The sequence below is a fragment of the Mycobacterium pinniadriaticum genome (assembly GCF_026242045.1).
Classification (GTDB): domain Bacteria; phylum Actinomycetota; class Actinomycetes; order Mycobacteriales; family Mycobacteriaceae; genus Mycobacterium; species Mycobacterium pinniadriaticum.
Window position 1 is genome coordinate 151,207 of sequence record NZ_JAPJDO010000007.1, and the last position, 20,559, is coordinate 171,765.

At 69.1% G+C, this 20,559-nt stretch carries 4 protein-coding genes; 1 reads left to right on the forward strand and 3 read right to left on the reverse strand.

What is annotated here, in order from left to right; all coding sequences use genetic code 11:
• Window positions 1-34: 34 nt before the first annotated feature.
• Together ORI27_RS10905 and ORI27_RS10910 are read right to left on the reverse strand one after the other, a co-directional pair.
• Window positions 35-3,745, reverse strand: coding sequence for a multifunctional oxoglutarate decarboxylase/oxoglutarate dehydrogenase thiamine pyrophosphate-binding subunit/dihydrolipoyllysine-residue succinyltransferase subunit (locus ORI27_RS10905; RefSeq protein WP_265996840.1), 3,711 nt, complete (start codon window positions 3,743-3,745; stop codon window positions 35-37).
• A 177-nt stretch (window positions 3,746-3,922) separates the two neighbouring features.
• Window positions 3,923-4,681: a hypothetical protein gene (locus ORI27_RS10910; RefSeq protein WP_265996841.1), complete on the reverse strand. Its 759-nt coding sequence runs from the start codon at window positions 4,679-4,681 to the stop codon at window positions 3,923-3,925.
• A 135-nt stretch (window positions 4,682-4,816) separates the two neighbouring features.
• Between ORI27_RS10910 and ORI27_RS10915 the strand changes: the two genes are divergently transcribed.
• Window positions 4,817-6,070, forward strand: coding sequence for a multidrug effflux MFS transporter (locus tag ORI27_RS10915; protein WP_407666277.1), 1,254 nt, complete (start codon window positions 4,817-4,819; stop codon window positions 6,068-6,070).
• Window positions 6,071-6,143: 73 nt separating this feature from the next.
• On the opposite strand, the gene ORI27_RS10920 is transcribed toward ORI27_RS10915, so the two are convergent.
• Window positions 6,144-20,294 carry an Ig-like domain-containing protein gene (locus ORI27_RS10920; RefSeq protein ID WP_265996843.1) on the reverse strand — a complete coding sequence of 4,717 codons (14,151 nt, stop codon included), beginning with the start codon at window positions 20,292-20,294 and terminating at the stop codon, window positions 6,144-6,146.
• Between the last annotated feature and the right edge of the window lie 265 nt (window positions 20,295-20,559).

A 20,559-nucleotide genomic window follows, 5' to 3' on the forward strand; every position in this document is an offset into this window, starting at 1 on the left:
AGTATGAGACCGCACACTCGCAGAGGCGAATGCCCTAGCCGAACGCCTCATCGAGGATCTCCTGCTGCTCGACGGCGTGCACCTTCGACGAACCCGAGGACGGCGCCGACATGGCCCGGCGTGAGATCCGCTTGATCCCGGTCAGCTTCTCGGGCAACAACTCCGGCAAGGTGAGCCCGAACGTCGGCCAGGCCCCTTGGTTGGCCGGCTCCTCCTGCACCCAGAAGAACTCGCTCGCGTTCGGGTAGGAGTCCAGCGTGTTGCTCAGTCGCCGCTTGGGCAGCGGTGCCAGCTGTTCGATCCGGACGATCGCGACGTCGTCGCGCTTGTCCTTGTCCTTGCGGGCAACCAGTTCGTAGTAGATCTTGCCGCTGGTCAACAGGATTCGGGTGACCTTGTTGCGATCGCCGTCGCCGTCGGTGTAGGTCGGCTCCTCCATGATCGACCGGAACTTCTGCTCGGTGAAGTCCCGGATGTCGCTGACCGCGGCCTTGTTGCGCAGCATCGACTTCGGCGTGAACACGATCAGCGGCCGGTGCACCCCGTCCAGACCGTGGCGGCGTAGCAGGTGGAAATAGTTCGCCGGGGTCGACGGCAACGCGATTGTCATCGAGCCCTCGGCCCACAGCTGCAGGAACCGCTCGATGCGGCCCGACGTGTGGTCGGGGCCCTGACCTTCGTGGCCGTGGGGCAGCAGCAGCACCACGTCGGAGAGCTGGCCCCACTTGGCCTCACCGGAACTGATGAACTCGTCGATGATCGACTGCGCGCCGTTGACGAAGTCACCGAACTGCGCCTCCCACAGCACCAGCGCGTCCGGATTGCCCACCGAATAGCCGTATTCGAAGCCCACCGCCGCGTACTCCGACAGCGCGGAGTCGTACACCAGCAGCTTGCCGCCGGTCGGGGTGCCGTCGGGGTTGATGGTCAGCAGGTCCAGCGGGGTGAACTCGGCGCCGGTCTTGCGGTCGATGATCACCGAGTGCCGCTGGGTGAACGTGCCGCGACGGGTGTCCTGACCGGAGAACCGGATCAGCTTGCCCTCCGCCAAAAATGTTCCCAGCGCCATCAATTCGGCGAAGGCCCAGTCGACCTTGCCCTCGTAGGCCATCTCGCGACGCTTCTCCAGCACCGGCTTGACGCGGGGGTGCACGCTGAAGCCCTCGGGGAAGGCCAAGTGTGCGTCGCCGATGCGTGCCAACAGCGCCTTGTCCACCGCGGTGGTCATCCCGCGCGGGATCATCTGGTCTTCCTCGACCGACTCGCTGGGCTCGACCTCGTGCTTTTCCAGCTCGCGGACCTCGTTGAACACCCGCTCCAGCTGGCCCTGGTAGTCGCGCAGCGCGTCCTCGGCCTCTTTCATCGAGATGTCGCCGCGACCGATCAGGCTTTCGGTATAGGTCTTGCGGACACCGCGCTTGGTGTCGATCACGTCGTACATGTAGGGCTGAGTCATCGAGGGGTCGTCACCTTCGTTGTGCCCGCGACGGCGGTAGCACAGCATGTCGATGATGACGTCCTTCTTGAACTTCTGCCGGAAGTCCACTGCCAGCCGGGCCACCCAGACGCAGGCCTCCGGATCGTCACCATTGACGTGGAAAATCGGCGCGCCGATCATCTTCGCGACGTCGGTGCAGTACTCGCTGGACCGGGAGTCGTGCGGTGAGGTGGTGAAGCCGATCTGGTTGTTGACGATGATGTGGATCGTGCCGCCGGTCCGGTAGCCGCGCAGCAACGCGAGGTTCAGCGTCTCGGCGACCACACCCTGCCCGGCGAACGCGGCATCCCCGTGCAGCATCATCGGCATCACGGTGAAACCGTCGTCGCCGCTGCCCTTGTCCAGCAGGTCCTGTTTGGCCCGAACCAGACCTTCGAGCACCGGGTCGACGGCTTCCAGATGCGACGGGTTCGCGGTCAGCGACACCTGAATGTCGTTGTCGCCGAACATCTGGATGTAATTGCCGGTGGCGCCGAGGTGGTACTTGACGTCGCCTGAGCCGTGCGCCTGCGACGGGTTCAGGTTGCCCTCGAATTCGCTGAAGATCTGCGAGTAGGGCTTACCGACGATGTTGGCCAGCACGTTGAGCCGGCCGCGGTGCGGCATGCCGATCACGACCTCATCGAGGGCGTGCTCGGCAGCCTGATCGATCGCCGCATCCATCATCGGGATGACGGTTTCCGCGCCTTCGAGTGAGAAGCGCTTCTGGCCAACGTATTTGGTCTGCAGGAAGGTCTCGAAGGCCTCGGCGGCGTTCAGCTTGGACAGAACGTACTTCTGCTGAGCGACCGTCGGTCCTTCGTGTTTGACCTCGATGCGCTCCTGCAACCATTTCTGCTGCTCGGGTTCGAGGATATGGGTGTACTCCACGCCGATGTGGCGGCAATAGGCATCACGCAGCAGCCCGAGCACGTCGCGCAGCCTCTTGTACTCCTTGCCCGCGAAGCCGTCGACCTTGAACACCCGATCCAGGTCCCACAGCGTCAGGCCGTGGGTGTTGACGTCCAGGTCGGGGTGGCTGCGGAAGCGGGTCTTGTCCAACCGCAGCGGGTCGATGTCGGCCATCAGATGCCCGCGGTTGCGGTACGCCGCGATCAACTCCATGACGCGGGCGTTCTTGTCGACGATCGAATCGGGGTTATCGGTGCGCCAGCGGACCGGCTCGTAGGGGATGCCCAGTTCGAAGAAGATCTCGTCGAAGAAGTCGTCGGAGAGCAGCAACTCGTGGATGGTCCGCAGGAAGTCGCCGGACTCCGCACCCTGGATGATGCGGTGGTCGTAGGTCGACGTCAGCGTGATCAGCTTGCCGATGCCGAGTTCGGCGATGCGCTCCTCGCTGGCCCCCTGGAACTCCGCCGGGTACTCCATCGCACCGGCGCCGACGATCGCGCCCTGGCCGGCCATCAACCGGGGCACCGAGTGCACGGTGCCGATCGTGCCGGGGTTGGTCAGCGAGATCGTCACACCGGCGAAGTCCTCGGCGGTGAGCTTGCCGTCGCGCGCGCGCCGCACGATGTCTTCGTAGGCGGCGATGAACTGGCCGAACCGCATGGTCTCGCAGTTCTTGATCGCCGCGACCACCAGCGAGCGCTTACCGTCCTTGCCCTGCAGGTCGATGGCCAGGCCGAGATTGGTGTGCGCGGGAGTGACCGCGTTGGGCTTGCCGTCGATCTCCGCGTAGTGGCGGTTCATGTTGGGGAACTTCTTGACCGCCTGCACGATCGCGTAGCCCAGCAGGTGCGTGAACGACACCTTGCCGCCGCGGGTGCGCTTGAGGTGGTTGTTCACCACGATGCGGTTGTCGATCATGAGCTTCGCCGGGATCGCCCGCACACTGGTGGCGGTCGGGATCTCCAGCGAGGTGTTCATGTTCTTGACGACGGCTGCAGCCGCGCCACGCAACACCTGGGTCTCGTCGCCGCTGTCCACCGCGGCCGGCGCCGCCTTCGGGGCCGGCGCCTTGGCCGGCGCGGCAGGTGCGGCGCCGTTGCCCGCGGGCGTGGACTTGGCCGGGGCAGGGGTGGCCGGCGGTGCCGGCGCGGGCTGCGGCGGCGCGACCGATGCGGCCGCGGTGGCGGTCGGCTGACCGTTGGCGGCGACGGCCGCATCGGTCGTCGGCTCGGGGTTGTAGTCGACCAGGAACTCGTGCCAACTCGGATCAACCGAGGATGGGTCATCGCGGAACTTGCGGTACATCTCCTCGACAAGCCATTCGTTCTGTCCGAATGGTGAACTCGTACTGCTCACGGCAGTTGCTCGCCTCAATTCCTTCATCTAGGCACGCCGCGCTTGGACGGTTTGCCCCCACTTTTGCGCCCCTTGGCCGCCACCTAAAAGGCTAACTCTTCTTACACGTTCCCGGAGCACGTCAGCGCCATGCTCCGAACCGTTGCGACAACCGGTCGACTCCAGATCGGCGAACGGCTATCGCCCGGTCTCGATCGCGGGCAATAGGTGCAGGCTGACCGGCCACCGAGCAGGCGCCGGCCCGAACGCCGTGCGGGCATTGTTCACGATCTTTTTGCCCATCATTCGGTTGCCACCGCCACCGACCGCGGCGCCGATGCCGACGGGAAGCATTTTGCCGAACGCCATCGCCGAGCGCTTGAGGGTGTACCGCTTGACGAAGTACCGCATCAGGCGCGTGTTCAGCTGTGACAACGCCGGCAACGGCAGCATTTCGGCACCTTCGGTCAGCCACGCGCCGCTGGTGCGGCCCCGGCCGAGCAGGTCGGCGATGGCGCCTTTGCTCGCGTCGCCGACCAGAACCGACAGCACCAGCGTCCGGCGGCGTTCCCGTTGCTCGAGCGGGATGCCGTGGACCTCGGCGATGGCCAGTACGAACATCGCGGTGGCCTCCAGGAACACCACCGTCTCGCCGGCCACTGCCGACAAGGCGGCCAGCGTGCCGATACCGGGAACGGCCGCGGCCGAACCGACGGCGGCACCGCTGGCCATCACCGCGGCCAGGTAGCGCTTCTCGAGCTTGGTGACGATGTCTGCGGGGGTGGCCCCGGGGTGCGATCGGCGCAGCCGGGCAACGTAGGCCTTGACCGCAGGGGCCTGAACGCGCGTGCTGCGCTCGATGATCTGGCTGAGCACCCGTGCCGACACGGTCGCGTCGTCGTCGACGCGGGCCGGCACGGTTTGGTCGGATCGAGTATCCCCTCGGCGGACCTTCATGGGTGTGCCTCCTGCTCGGCTGCCTCAAGGCTAACGACCACCAGCAGGGAAAGGTGCCCTGCGGTGATCCCGGTCACCACGTCCCGGGTAGCCGCGGAAGGAACAAATAATGCATGGCGCGTGCTGTGGGTTTGCATGGCAACATCGGCGACTGTGACCGCCACCCAGCCCGCGACTACCACCAGCGGCGCGGCGGGCACACCCGGTCAGCTGCGGATGATCGTGGTGCTGGGCGCGCTGGTGGCGCTCGGGCCGCTGACCATCGACATGTATCTGCCCGCGCTGCCGCGGATCGCCGACGAGCTCGGGGTGTCCTCCTCGGTGGCGCAGCTGACCCTCACCGGCACCTTGGCGGGTCTGGCGCTGGGTCAGCTCGTCGTGGGTCCACTGTCGGACTCGTTGGGTCGGCGTCGGCCGCTGATGGCCGGGATCGTCCTGCACATGCTGGCCTCGCTGCTGTGCCTGTTCGCGCCCGACATCGAGGTGCTCAGCGTGGCCCGCGGGCTACAGGGGATGGGTGCGGCGGCCGCGATGGTGGTGGCCGTCGCCGTCGTGGGTGACCTGTTCGACGACACCGAAGCGGCCACGGTGATGTCGCGGCTGATGCTCGTCCTCGGGGTGGCGCCGATCGTCGCGCCATCACTGGGTGCGGCCGTGCTGCTCAAAGCGTCCTGGCATTGGGTGTTCGCCATGCTGATCGTGTTGGCCGGTGCGCTGCTGGTGATGGCCGCGCTGGCGCTGCCGGAAACGCTTGCCCGTCCCAACCGGCGACCGCTGCGAGTGCGTTCGATCGCGTCGACCTACCTCACCCTGTTGCGCGATCTGCGCTTCGTCATCCTGGTCCTGGTGGGCGCGCTCGGCATGGCGGGGCTGTTCGCCTACATCGCCGGTGCGGCCTTCGTCCTGCAGGGCCGCCACGGTCTCGATCAGCAGACCTTCGCGCTGGTGTTCGGCGCGGGCGCGATCGCGTTCGTCGCCGCCACCCAGTTCAACGTCGTGCTGCTGCGGCGGTTTTCACCCCAGCGCATCCTGGTGTGGGCTTTGGCTGCGGCGACCGTGCTCGGGGCGGTGTTCATCGCGCTGTCGGTCACCCACGCCGGCGGCATGTACGGCTTCCTGCTGCCGGTCTGGGCCATCCTCGCCATGATGGGCTTCGTCATCCCGAACGCGCCCGCGGTTGCGCTCAGTCGCCACCACGAGGCAGCTGGCACCGCCGCCGCGCTGCTGGGTGCCGCGCAGTTCGGCGTGGGTGCGGTGATCGCGCCGGTGGTCGGCTTGATGGGCAACGACGAGATCGCGCTGTCGGTGGTGATGACCGCCGGCGTGGCGATCGCGCTGCTGGCGCTGTTGACCGTGGGTGTGCCTAGCGCACACGACGACGCAAGCTAGCCCGCCGCTGGCCACTTGTTGCGCGGATTTCGGTCTCGAAGTGTGCTCTGAAGTGGCCGCTCGATTCGTCTGCCTACACGTCGATCAAAGTGCCGCCGAGGAACCTGCTGATGGCCGCTTTCTGACCGCTGTATTTATCGCTGGGCGTGTTCCAGAAGTAGTTACTGAGATCGGTGTAGGTGGCGATGTTCGTGTGAACTCCCCACAACCAGTCGTCATCATTGTCGCTGTTCGGGCTGCTGCCAGTGAAGACGTTGCCAGCGAGGTTCTCCGCGATTGTCGGCCCATCTAGTAGGACTCCGACCAAGGGGGGAAAGAGTAACGACCCGACGCTCGTTACGACGCTAGCCCCATTTGGGATGTTGTCATCGACGTCCTGGACGTGCAGAGTTGTGACGAACGGGTTGGTTGCGACGATGGGAGATCCGAACGTCACCACCGTTGTGATCGGCCAGGCTCCGGCTGGGTTGGCAATCTTCACGAGGTTGTTCCAATAGGCAAGGTTCTGCGCGTCCATGCCGCCCTGGCTGTAGCCGACGATCATCATCTCGTCGACTGAGCCGCATGATGCGTCGTTGTTGCAGGCGGCGATTTCAGCCCGGATCTTCTCCGCCTGATCGTCTTTCGGGACACCCAGACGGCTAAAGAAGTTTTCGAAAGCACCCTGGTTCGCGGCCGGGTCTCCCGACCAGTCGTTGGTAGTGCCGCCGATGTAGACGATCATTCGGTTCTTGTCATCGCTACCGCGCACGATTTGGATGAACACTCCGTTGCCGTAGTGGTTGGTGGCGTTAAAAACGTTGCTCCACAACGAGCTCAGCGTCGCCGGTGCGCCGTTGCCGGTGCCGTGCAGGCCATCGCGTCCTGAGTTGGCCGCTCCGTCGCCGCCACGGCCCCCCTCGCCGCCGGCGATCTTTCCGCCACCGTCGCCGCCGGAGGCATCTCCGCCATTCCCGCCGTTACCGCCGTCGTAGGTAGTTCCGGTGCCGCCGTCGCCGCCGTTCCCGCCGGTGGCGTTGCCCGTGCCACTTGTCGACCCATCGCCGCCGTAGCCGCCGTCACCGCCGGTGTCGCCCTCGCCGCCGGTGCCACCCGCGCCGCCGGTGACGTTGCCCAGTCCGGTCGTGGTTGCTGATCCACCGAGGCCACCGTCGCCACCGCCCGAAGTTCCGTTGCCTCCATTACCGCCGTGTGCGCCATGAGCAGGTTGCGTGGAGCTGGAGTTCGAGATGGTGACCGAGCCTCCTGAGCCACCGCTACCGCCGAAGCCGGTGGTTCCGTTGCCGCCGTCCCCGCCGATGCCGGGGCTGGCGATACCCAGTCCCGTGGCGTTTGCCGAGCCGCCGTCGCCGCCGGCCCCACCGTTCACCCCGTCGGTGCCGTGAGTCCCGCTAGCGCCGCGCGCGTATCCATATCCGGCGTTCGACGCGTTGCCACCGTCACCGCCGCTCCCACCGCCCGTGGTACCGGTGCCCCCGGTGCCGCCAATGGCGCCGATCGCGTTGTTGAGGGAATCGCCGTTGACAATCTCCGCGTCGCCGCCGGCCCCTCCGTCGCCGCCCCGACCCTGGGTGCCGTTGCCGCCGTTGCCGCCAACGCCAGCCGTTACGGAGCCCAGGCCATAGCTGGCGGCGCCGCCGCCGGAACCGCCGTCGCCGCCATAGGTGCCGGTGCCGCCCGCGCCGCCGCGACCACCGGTCGTGGAAGCAGTCGAGGAGGTCGCCCGGTGCCAAGGATCGGCAGACATGATGATGGCGAATCCTCCAGAACCTCCTTCGCCGCCGTAGCCGTTGGTGTCGTTGCCGCCGCTGCCAGCGGCGCCACCCGATGCGTTACCAGTTCCGTGGTTCGATGCCCCGCCTCCATTGCCGCCGTCACCGGCTCCCGCGCCCGTACCGGCCGCGCCGTTGGCACCGGCACCGCCGGTCGCATCCCCGCCGCCATAGTTGGTGGCATTGCCGCCGCTACCGCCGTCGCCGCTGGCCGCGCCGGTACCACTACCGCCGGCACCTCCCGCTCCACCAACTGCGTCGGCAAAGGAGCCAACGCTGCTGATCTCTGCGGAGCCGCCGACGCCGCCGCGTCCACCGCCAACGCCGTTGCCGCCGCGGCCACCGGAACCGCCCACTGCGATCACCGTGGAAGAGCTGTTGTCGATCGTCGCGTTGCCGCCGGCGCCACCGGTGCCACCGGTACCGTCGGTACCGTTTCCACCATCGCCACCGGCGCCGGGGGTGACCGGACCGAGTCCGATAGTGGAGGCGTTGCCGCCGGATCCGCCACTGCCGCCGTAGGAGCCGTTGCCGCCGCGGCCGCCGCGGGCGCCTGCAGCCATTTGAGTAGATCCGCTATTGGAGATGCTGGCCGCACCGCCGTTGCCGCCGTTCCCGCCGCCGTCGCTCCCGGTACCTCCGGCGCCCCCTGTGCCCGGGGTGACTACGCCGAACCCGGTCGTCGACGCCGAGCCCCCGTTGCCGCCGTTGCCGCCAGACACACCATCAGCACCGACACCGCCGGCGCCGCCGATCGCCGACGCCCATGACGACGCGTTGACTATCGCCGCGTCACCACCGTTGCCGCCGTCGCCGCCGCCGTCGGCACCACTTCCGCCGGCGCCACCGCGGGCCCCGACCGCGTTGGCTGTCGAGGCGTCGTTGATGATCTGCGCGGTTCCTCCGTTGCCTCCGTTGCCGCCGCGGTTGACGGTGCTCGTGCCGCCTGCACCACCAACTCCGGGTGTGAGGGTGCCCACACCATAGGAGACGACGTTGCCCCCCTTGCCGCCATCGCCACCTGAGGTGCCGGTACCGCCGATGCCTCCGGCAGCGCCGGTCGCAGTGCCCGTTGCCGTCGCTTCGCCCACGATCGCGGCACCGCCGTTGCCGCCGTTGCCGCCCCGTCCGCCGTCGAGGTCGTTGCCGCCGTTACCGGCCGCACCGCCGATCGCATCGCCCGATCCGTAGCTGATTCCGGTGCCGCCGGTGCCGCCGTCACCGGCGCCAACGCCGATACCACTGCCTCCGCTGGCACCGGCACCGCCGATCGCATCGCCGTGGCCGGAGTTGTAGGCGTCACCTCCGGCGCCGCCGTTGCCGCTGGCCGACCCTGCTCCGCTGCCTCCAACACCTCCGGCACCGCCAACGGCATTGAGGGTTGAGGTACTGCTGGAGATGATCGCGGTTCCTCCGATGCCACCGGTGCCACCGACAGTGCTGCCGTAGCCGCCGTTGCCGGCGGTCCCGGCGGTGACGTGTCCGTTGCCGCTGGTGGACGCGGTTCCGCCGGTGCCGCCGGTGCCGCCGGTGGCGGTGTCGCTGGCTATCCCGCTTTCGCCTCGTCCGCCTTGCCCGCCGGTGCCGCCGTAGGCATTGCCGGACCCCGTAGTACTCGCCGAACCGCCGGTGCCGCCGGTGCCGCCGGCGGTGTGGAGTTCGTAGCCATTCCAGCCGTGGTAGCTGTAGACATCGCGGGTGCCGGTACCGGCTTGTCCGCCAGTGGCGCCGGTGGCATCGACGCCTGAGGTGGTGTTGGAGATGGATGCGGCGCCGGCGCTGCCTCCGTTGCCGCCGTACCCGTCGGTGCCGTTTGCACCCATGCCGCCATTGCCGGCGGTGACGTGTCCGCTGCCGTAGGTGGTGGCGTTTCCGCCGCCTCCACCCGCCCCGCCGTTGGCACCGGCCGAGCCACTACGTCCGTTGGCGCCGTAGGCGTTTCCGGCGCCGTAGGTGACGGCGCTGCCCCCGGAACCACCGGCTCCGCCGTAGCCGTAGCCGTAATAGGTGGTGCCCGCGCCGCCATTGCCGGCGAACCCGCCCATCGCGCCGACCGCGTCGACAGCCGACTCACTGTTGTAGACGTAGGCGCTGCCGCCAGTGCCGCCAGTGCCGGCGACTTCGCTGCCGGTGCCGCCGTTGCCGCCGGTGCCTGGGGTGGTCTGGCCGAGTCCATAGTTGACGGCGTCGCCGCCGACGCCCCCGTCGCCGCCGGTTGCTCCGTTGCCACCGTTCCCGCCACGTCCCCCAGTCGTGGTCGCCGTGGACGAGCTGACGTTGACGTATGAGGCGTCGCCGTTGGGATAGGTCCCCGGGGGGGTCGGGGTGACGCCGTTGTAGTTGGTGCTGTAGCCACTGCTGTAGGTGGCGCCCTGGTCGGTGGTGCTGTTGAAGCGATAGTTGATGAAGGCGCCGGAACCGATGCCGCCGTCGCTGAAGTTGTAGCCGGTACTGATGTAGGCGCTGCCGCCGGCGCCGCCGCTGCCGCCGTACCCGCCGGGGGCGGAGCCGCCGTTGCCGCCGGGGGCGGAGCCGCCGTTGCCGCCGTCTCCGGCGATGGCGTTTCCGGTTCCGAAGGCGATGGCGTTGCCACCGCTGCCGCCGCTCCCGGCGCCGTAGGTGTCGGAGGTTCCGGTGCCGCCGTCGCCGCCGTCGCCGCCGTGGGCGTTGCCTGCTCCATTGTGGACAGCGCCACCACCTGCGCCGCCTGCGCCGCCGCGGCCGCCATTACCGCCGCCACCACCCGCTGCGTTGGCGGTAGAGGCGGTGTTGGTAATGATGGCGTTGCCGCCGGACCCGCCGCTGCCGTCGCCATCGGTGCCACCGGCGCCGTTGCGTCCGTCTGCGCCGGTGGCGTTGCCGAGTCCGTTGGTGGTGGCGGTGCCACCGTTGCCGCCGCCCCCGCCGAACTGTCCGCTGCCGCCTAATCCGCCGAGGCCGCCGATTACGTCGACCGTGGAGGTGATGTTGGTGATCAGCGTGTCGCCGCCGCGTCCGCCGGTGCCACCCGAACTGTTGCCGCCGCCGCCGCTACCGCCGGTACCTGCGGTGACTTGTCCCAGGCCGCTGGTGGAGGCGTCGCCTCCTCGACCGCCGGCTCCACCGCTGAATGTGGTTCCGGTGCCACCTGTCGCACCGGACCCTCCGAAGGCATGTCCTGCGGAGGTCTCGTTGTAGATGTAGGCGCTGCCGCCGGCCCCGCCGAGGCCGCCGCTGGAGCTTGTCGTACCAGCGTGTCCCGTCCCGCCGTAGGCGTTGCCGGTGCCGTAGGTGGTGGCGTCGCCGCCGCTGCCCCCGGCGCCGCCGGTGTTCGCGCTGGTGCCGCCCGCGCCGCCGGTGCCGCCGACCACGTCGATATTGGACGCGCTGCTGGAGATGACGACAGTGCCGCCACCACCACCCATCCCACCGATGGTGGTGCCGTAGCCGCCGTCGCCAGCCGTGCCGGCGGTGACGTGTCCGCTTCCGGTGGTGGATGCAGCGCCGCCAACACCGCCGGTGCCACCAGTTGCGGTGATGTTGTTAGTTGCGCTGTCGCCGCGTCCGCCTTGACCGCCTGCGCCGCCGGAGGCGTCGCCGGTTCCCGTGGTGGCTACTGAACCTCCCGCACCCCCGGCTCCGCCGGCGTACATGGTGTACGAGACGGGCCAGCTGGAGATGACGACATCCTTGGTGCCGGCGCCGCCGCGCCCGCCGTCGGCGCCGGCGACATTGAGACCTGAGGTGGTGTTGTAGATGGACGCGGCTCCTGCGCCGCCGCCGGCTCCGCCGTATCCATCGGTGCCGTTCCCGCCGTTCCCGCCGCTTCCCGCGGTCGCGCGGCCGGTGCCGTAGGCGGTGGCGCCGCCTCCGATGCCCCCGGCTCCGCCGTTGGCGCCGGAGGATCCGTCACGTCCATTGGCGCCGAGGGCGTTGCCGCTGCCGTAGGTGACAGCGTTGCCACCTGAGCCACCGGAGCCGCCATAGCCGTAGTTGGGGGAGTACCGATAGGTGGTGTCCGCGCCACCGCGGCCGGCGGACCCGCCCTGCGCCCCGACAGCATCAGCGGTTGAGTGACTGTTGTAGACGTAGGCGCTGCCACCGGTACCGCCGGACCCGCCGACGGCGTAATACCCACCCGATCCGCCGACAGCGTGCGGAATCACGGTGGACGGATCGAATGAATCGGCCCATTTGGCGATGACCGTTCCTTGGAAGCCCGCGAGATCCGCCTTGGTGCCCGAATATCCTGCCGAGTTGTCGAATTGGGTTCCGACGTTTTCGTACGTTGTTCGGTCCGTATGCACGTTCATGTAGCCGTAGGCGAATTCGATCGGCCAGGTGATGTAGCCGTCCGGATCGTCGGGTTGAACGCCGCCACTGGATGCGAAGACATGGCCCTGAGCTTGGGCGGTGGCAAACGCGTCGGCGTCCGTGAAGTATGCGGCGAGCGGATCGGCAGGGTCGAGCAGATGAACAATGTGAATACTGCCGGGAATTGATTGACTGGTGATGGGGCTGCCGAAAGTTACGACGGTGGTGATGTTGTCGTAAAGTCCCGAGGACGCGATGTTCTGCGCATCGACTCCACCCTCGCTGTAGCCGACGACCATGATCGGTAGGTCGGGATTCACAGCCACGGCGGCGTCGATTACGCCGATGACGGCGGGATTCAACGTGCCGAGAACCGCCTGGTTCATGGTGTCCCAGCCGGTTTGGTCCGCCCCGAAGAAGTGGGACGAGGTGCCAGAGATATAGACGATCAGGCTGTCACCGTCGGGTGTCTGGACCTTTTCGACCACGACCGACGTTCCTGCCCCGTCGAAATCCGCGAGATCGCGCAGGCGGTCGTACAGACCCGCCGTTGACGTCGGCGATGGGCCGTAGGTGGCGTTTCCGCCAGTGCCGCCGGTGCCGGGGGTGACGAAACCGAGTCCATAGTTGTAGGCGTCGCCACCGGCTCCGCCGCCACCGGCGATGGCTCCGTCGCCGCCGTTCCCCCCGTCGCCGCCGGTGGCGGTCGCGGTCGAGGAACTGTCGCTGACATCGTAGGCGTCCCCATTGGAATCGGTGGCCGGGGCGTAGGCGGAGACCGCGTTGAAGTTGTTTCCGGTGCCGGCGTTAAAGGTGCTGCCGTAGTCGGACTTGATGTAGGCGGTCCAGTCAGAGGCGCGCACGACGTATCGATTGTAGCTGCCGTAGCCGTATCTGATGTGGCTCGGACTGCCGATGTAGGCGCCGCCGCCGGCTCCGCCGTTGCCGCCGTAGTTGCCCGGAGCGTCGCCTCCGTCGCCGCCGTCTCCGGCGGTGGCGTTTCCGGTTCCGAAGGAGATGGCGTTGCCGCCGGTACCGCCACTTCCACCGGCGATGTCTGTGGTTCCGGCACCGCCGTCACCGCCGTCACCGCCCTGGGCGTTGCCTGCTCCGTAGTGGACGGCGCCGCCGCCGTTACCACCGGCACTACCGCGTCCGCCGTTGCCGCCGTCGCCGCCTGCCGCGATCGATGCGGAGGTGGTGTTGACGATGATCGCATTTCCGCCGTCGCCGCCGCTTCCACCGGCTTCGGTGCCGAGGGCGCCGTCGCTTCCATCGGCGCCGGTGGCCGTGCCGAGCCCGTAGGTGGTGGCGCTGCCACCGTTGCCGCCGCGCCCGCCGTATTGGCCGCTGCCGCCGAATCCGCCGAGGCCGCCGACGACGTCGGTGGTGGAGGTCAAATTGGTGATCAACGTGTCGCCACCGCGGCCGCCGGTACCGGCCACATAGTTGCCGTCGCCGCCGTTACCGCCGGTCCCCGCGGTCACTTGTCCCACACCGGTGGTGGAGGCGTCACCGCCTCGTCCGCCGTCACCACCGTTCCCGCCAGCGCCGGTACCGGCGCCACCCGCTCCGCCAGCCCCTCCGAACGCGTCTCCGGAGGACGTGTCGTTGAAGATCGAGGCGTTCCCGCCGTAGCCGCCGTTGCCTCCGTTAGGGCCTGCGGTACCCGCGTGCCCAGCCCCGCCGTACGCATTGCCGGTGCCGTACGTGGTGGCATCGCCACCGAAGCCACCGGCTCCGCCGGTGTTGGCGCTCGTGCCGCCGAGCCCACCGGCCGCGCCGACGGCGTCGAGGGCGGAGGTGACGCTGTAAATGGTTGCTGTGCCGCCAGACCCGCCGATACCCCCGGTGGTGGTGCCGTAGCCGCCGTTGCCGGCGGTCCCGGCGGTGACGTGCCCGGAACCGTAGGTGGAGGCGCTGCCGCCGACTCCGCCATTGCCGCCGGCTGCGGTGTTGCCGGTTGCTCCGCTATCGCCAGCTCCGCCTTGTCCGCCGGTTCCGCCGGCGGCGTCACCGGTTCCGGTGGTGCTGGCCGATCCGCCGGCGCCGGCGACACCACCGGCAACGTGATAGCCGTAATTGGCGAAAATATCGCGGGTGCCGTTGCCGCCTTGTCCGCCGGTGGCGCCGACGACGTCGTGGGCGGAGGTGGTGTTGGAGATGGAGGCGCTGCCGGCGCCGCCGCCGGTGCCGCCGTATCCGTCGGTGCCGGTTCCGCCATTGCCGCCATCTCCGGCGGTGACCTTTCCGGTGCCGTAGGCGGTCGCGTTGCCGCCGTATCCGCCGTCTCCGCCGTTGGTGCCGGTTGAGCCCTCACGACCATCGGCTCCGATGGCGTCGCTGGAGCCGTAGCTGACTGCATTGCCCCCAGAGCCGCCCGCGCCACCGCCGCTGCCGGCGAGTCCGCCCTGTGCGCCGATGGCGTCCACGGTCGAATCGCTGTTGTAGACGTACGCGCTGCCGCCGATCCCGCCGCCGCCGCCGCCGCCGACGTTGGTGCCGTCGCCGCCGTTTCCACCGACTCCGGCGGTGGCGCCGCCGAGGCCGTATTGGTAGGCGTCGCCCCCGGTTCCGCCGCCGCCTCCAGTAGCTCCGTCACCGCCGCCTCCGCCGTGGCCGCCGCTGGCGGTGGCTGTCGACGAACTGATGTTGGTGTAGTAGGCGTCCCCGCTGGCGTCGGTGCCGGGTGCGTGGGCCTGGCCGTAGCCGTCGACGTAGCTGGAACCGCCGACGATGGCGCTGCCACCGGCGCCTCCGCTTGCGCCCACCCCGTCTGGTGCATTCCCACCGTCGCCACCGTTCCCGCCGGTGGCGCTGCCGGTTCCGTAGTTGTAGGCACGGCCGCCGAGCCCACCGGCACCGCCGGACAAGCTGACTGTTCCGGCGCCACCGTCACCGCCATCACCGCCCTTGGCGGCACCCGCCCCGTAACTGGTGGCAGATCCGCCACTACCTCCGCTGCCGGCCCCGAATTCTTGGCTGGCGTGACGGCCGTTACCTCCATCGCCGCCGGTCGCCGTGGCGGTGGAGTCACCGTTGTGGATCGTCGCGGTGCCGCCGTTGCCGCCGCTGCCGCCGGCAGTGCTACCGAGAGCGCCGTCACGGCCGTCGGAGCCGGTGGCGATGCCTAATCCATAGGTGGTGGCACTGCCGCCATCGCCGCCTCCGCCTCCCAGCTGACCGCCGCCGCCGAGCCCGCCCACTCCGCCGGTCGCATCCTGAGTGGAGGCGACGTTGGCGATGAGAGTGTCGCCGCCGCGTCCGCCTGTGCCGCCGACATAGGTGCCGGTGCCGCCATCGCCGCCCACGCCGGCGGTTATCTGCCCTAAACCGTTGGTCGAAGCACTGCCGCCCCAACCGCCGCCGCCACCGGTTCCGTAGGTGCCGGTGCCGGTGCCTCCGATGCCGCCCGCACCGCCGACCGCGTCCGCGCTTGAGACGTCGCTCGAGATCGTGGCGTTCCCACCGACTCCGCCGCGTCCGCCGGTTGCCGTGTTGCCGGTTGCTCCGCTGTTGCCCGCTCCACCTTGTCCGCCGGCGCCGCCGTGAGTGTCGCCGGAACCGGTGGTGCTCGCTGATCCACCGGAACCGCCGTTGCCGCCGGCAGAGATCAGCGAGTACCAGTAGGTGTCCTGGGTGCCGACGCCGCCCTGTCCGCCGATGGCGCCGACGACATCCAGGGTTGCAGTGGTGTTGAAGATGTCCGCGGCTCCGGCGCTGCCGCCGGTGCCGCCGTATCCGTCGGTGCCGGTTCCTCCGTCGCCGCCGTCTCCGGCGGTGACGTGTCCGGTGCCGTAGGTGGTGGCGTTTCCGCCGTAGCCCCCGGCGCCGCCGTTGGCGCCGGTTGAGCCGTCGCGACCGTCGGCCCCGAGGGCGTCGCCGGAGCCATAGGTGACCGCATTGCCCCCGGATCCGCCCGCCCCGCCGCCACTAATCGGCGATCCGATACTGGCCGCACCGCCGCTGCCCGCGGAGCCACCCACCGCGCCGACGGCATCGACGGTGGAGTCGCTGTTGTAGACGTAAGTACTGCCCCCGGTGCCGCCGTTGCCGCCGACGTTTCCGCCGTTGCCACCATTTCCGCCGGTGCCGGCGGTCGCTTGGCCGAGTCCGTAGTTGTAGGCGGCGCCCCCGGTGCCGCCGTCACCACCGGTGGCTCCTTCGCCACCGTTACCGCCGCGGCCGCCGGTGGCGGTGCCAGTCGATGAGCTGTTGTTGACGTAGGAGGCGTCGCCGTTGGAGTTGGTGGGTGGCGCGTAGGCGTAGATGTTTCCGTAGGAGTTTGCGACGTAGCCGGAACCGCCGACGAACGCGCTGCCGCCGGCACCGCCGCTTCCACCCAACCCGGCCGGGGCGTTACCACCATCGCCGCCGCTTCCCGCCGTGGCGTTTCCGATGCCCGACGCGACGGCACTACCGCCCAACCCGCCGGCACCGCCGTTGGCGTGACTGCCATCTGCGTCGGCACCCGCGCCGCCGTCGCCGCCACGGATGTCACCGGTTGACGCGCCACCGTTCGCGCCCATGCTGCCGGCGTTGCCGCCGTCTCCGCCGGTGCCGGCCTCACCTCCGGTCCCTCCGGCGCCGCTCGTGCCGTCGGAACCGGTATTGCCTCCGTCTCCGCCTGCGCCGTCCTGGGTGTAGGAGCCGGCTTGTCCCCACATGCCGGCCGCGCCGTCGCCGCCGTCGCCGGCTGTTCCGGCGTTGCCGCCGTTGCCGCCGTTGCCGCCGTCGCCGTTGGCGCCGGCCTGGCCGGTTCCCCCCGCGGCTATCCCGCCGGCATTGCCACCGATTCCGCCGGCGCCACCGTTTCCGCCGTTGCCGCCGTTGCCGCCGGTGCCGCCGCTGCCGTTGTTGGTTCCGGCCACGCCGGTCGCTCCGGTGCCTCCTCGTCCTCCGCCGCCTCCGGTTCCGCCGGTTCCGCCGGTGCCGCCGTTGCCGCCGTTGCCGGAGATCGATCCGCCGAGTCCTCCGGCGCCTCCGGCGCCTCCGGTTCCGCCGGCGCCGCCGGTTGCGCCCGTGCCGCCCTCGCCGCTGGCGACGGTGGAGTCGCTGCCGGCCTGCCCGGCTCCGCCGTCACCGCCGGCTCCGCCGTCACCGCCGTTGCCGATGGCTCCGCCGTCACCGCCGTTGCCGCCGTTGCCGCCGTTGGCGCCGGGGGCGGTGGCGTTGCCGCCTGCGCCGCCGTTGCCGCCGTCGCCTCGGAGTTGTCCGCCGTTGCCGCCGTCTCCGCCGGCTTGTCCGGCCAGACCGGTACCGCCGGCTCCGCCGTTGCCGATGAGCGTGGCATCGCCGCCGTCACCGCCGTTGAAACCGTTGCCGCCGTTACCGATGAGAGCGCTGGCTCCGCCGTTGCAGGCGGTGTTGGCGGTGCAGGTGGTGGCGTCGTAGCTGAATCCGTTGCCCAGTAACAGTCCGGCGTCGGCGTGGCTGGCGGTGCCGTTGGCGATCAACAGCCCGGCGTGACCGGCGGCCGAGCCGACGCCGTCGTAGTCGTCGACGCGGTCGATAAGGACACTGCCCCCGGCGGTGTCGCCGGTGAAGACGTTGCCGCTGGCGGTGTCGATGACGTTCACGGTTCCGTGGGCGGTGTCGCCGGTGTAGGCGATCCCGCTGACGTAGATCCGGCTGTCGTCGGGGTTCACGGCGATGTTGGACAGTGGGCCGGGTACCTGGAATGCGTCGACGGCGATCGAATTTGTGATCGTGTTGGTCGCGGTGTCGATGACATGCACCGCGCCCAGCGGGGAGCCGCTGTCGATGGCGTCGCCGATGGTGTAGACGGCGTCAGCGGTGAGGTTTACCGCGCTGATGTAGACCTGCGCGCCGTCGGCGGTGACCGCGAGACCGGTGGGCAGATCGGCGGTGAGCAGGGTGTCAGTCACCAGGCCGGTGGTGCCGTCGATAACGTAGACGGCGCCCTGAACCTGGCCATCTTTCACCAAATACGCTGTGGTGTAGACGTGTTCGCCGTCGGGGCTGACGACGATGCCGGTGAGGATCTCTTGCTGGTCGGCGGCGTCGACGGAGACCGTTTCGACCACCGACGGGGTGTTCGCGTCGATGACGTAGACGGCCCCCCTTACCTCCGTGCTTCCGGATGCGTCGTTGGTGGCCAGATACGCGCTGGCGTAGATGCGGCTGCTATCCGGACTGACCGCGATCCCGGTGAGCACGCTCTGGGCGGCATCGCCGACCGCGATGGTGTCGATCACGCTGTTGGTGGTGGTGTCGATGACGGTGATCGCCGCGTGGACCTGGTTGGTATCCGCGTCGTCGATGGTGGTGGTCGCATACAGGCGTGCACCGTCGGGGCTGACCGCCAGCGACGACAAGCCCACCGAGTAGGCCGACTCGGCCGAATCCGGTTGGTAGGCAGCGCCGATGGCAATGGTGGCGATCTCGGTGTTGGTGGTGGTGTCGATGACGTGCACGGTGGGTTGGCGTTGATCGCCGTTGTAAGAGCTGGTGGCATAGGCTCGTTGACCGTCGGGGCTGACCGCGATGCCGACGATGCCGTCGTAGGCGACATCGGGGCCCAGTGACACCGTGGCGATCACGGTGTTGGTCGCGGCGTCGATCACCGACACCGTCGGCGCGTCCTGGAAGCCGCTGCCGGCATAGATGCGGGAGCCATCTCGGCTCATGGCGAGCCCGGCCACCGCGGTGTCCCCGAGGTTGATGCTGTGGCCGGCGTTGCCAGCCGTGTCGCTGGGGCTGATCGTGACGGTGACCGTCGTGGTGGCATCACCGCCGTGGCCGTCGGAGACGGCCACGGTGAAGGTGTCGGTGTCCTCACCCTCGGTGGTCGCGGCCTGCTGGCGGGCCTGTTCGGTCGGGGTGTAGGTGAACGCGCCGCCGCTGGTGACCACGACACTGCCCTTGGCGGTGGTGGCCGATCCGGTGAAGGTCAGCGAATCGTGATCAGAATCGGTGGCCGCGACCGAACCGGTCACCACCCCGTCAGAGCCCGTCGCCATGGCGACGGTGGTAATGGCCGGCGCGGTGTTGGCCGGCTCAACCTGGACGGTGACCGCCACCTCGAGGGTCCCGCCCCGCCCGTCGCTGGCCACCACGGTGAAACTGTCGGTCTCCTCCGAGGAGCCGGCCCCCGCCGAAGACGCATCATGGCGGGCGGAATCTGTTGGGGTATAGGTGAATCCGCCGCCAGGGGTGACGGTGACAACACCTTTACCGGGGGTGACGCCCACCGAGTACGTCACGGTATCCCCGTCGGGATCAGCGGCTGAGACCGTCCCGGTGACCACACCGTCGACCGCCGGGGCGCCGACCGTCGCGACGCCGTTGACGGGGGAGTGGTTGACAGCGGCGGTCGGGGTGATCGGCACGGTGAGGCTGATCGGGGTGGAGTTGACACCATCGGAGACGGCGATCACCGCCGTCACGCTGTCCACCCCGGGGGTGGCAGCCGCCTCATCGCGGGCAGCGGTGCTGGGAGTGAAGGTGAACGCCCCGGTCGTGGAGCTGATCGAGAAGTCACCGGCGGCCACGACCGCGGAGTTACCCGAACCCAGCGCGTAGGAGAGGGTTTTGTTCTCCGGATCGGTGGCATAGACCTGGCCGGCGACGACCCCGGTGGTGGTGTCGACGGTATAGGTATAGGACGGGTTTCCGGCCACCGGCGCCTGGTTGACCGGAGCCAACACCGTGATCTTGATGACCGCCGTCACCGGCGAGTCGATCCCGAGCATCCCCAACAACCCGTGGGTGTGGGCCGGATTGCCTGCCCGGTCATCAACGATCACTTTGAACGTGTCGGTGCCGCCAGCCGCGGCGATCGACTCATCCGGGGTGTAGGTGAAAGTCCCGTCAGCATCGACGCTCGCCGTCCCGTGTGTCGGGGCCACATCGACGGTGTAGGTCAACACGTCACCGTCGAAATCGCTGGCCCCGATCGAACCGGTGATCACCCCGGTCTGTGGGTCCTGACCCGAAATCACCGGATGCGCGACCGGTTTCTGGTTATTCCACGACCGCAGATTCTGGCGCACGCCCACCCACAACGCACCCACAACATCAGGCAACGGCAACGCCGGAATCGGCAGACCAGAAGCCAACGGCCCCAACCCGACCCACGTCAACACATCAGTGATGACACTCTTCAACGTCACCGGAGCCGCAGAAGCAAACGCCACCGGCGCACCAGATGCGAAGGCCGCCGGTGCCAACACAGACCCGGTGATCACACCGGCCGCTGCCGGGGCCGTGGGAGAAACGGCGAGAGAATCAACGGAGGGTTCGACACCGTCACCCGAGGCGGCGTTTCCCGCAGGTGTCGTGGCCCGCTTGGGTACCGCATTCGCGCGCGTCGCACCTGCTGCCGCGGGGCGGTCGTCGACCGCGGACCGTGTTGCATCTGATCCGGCGGGCTCGCCGCGCTGGGCCGCCACTCGAGGGCCC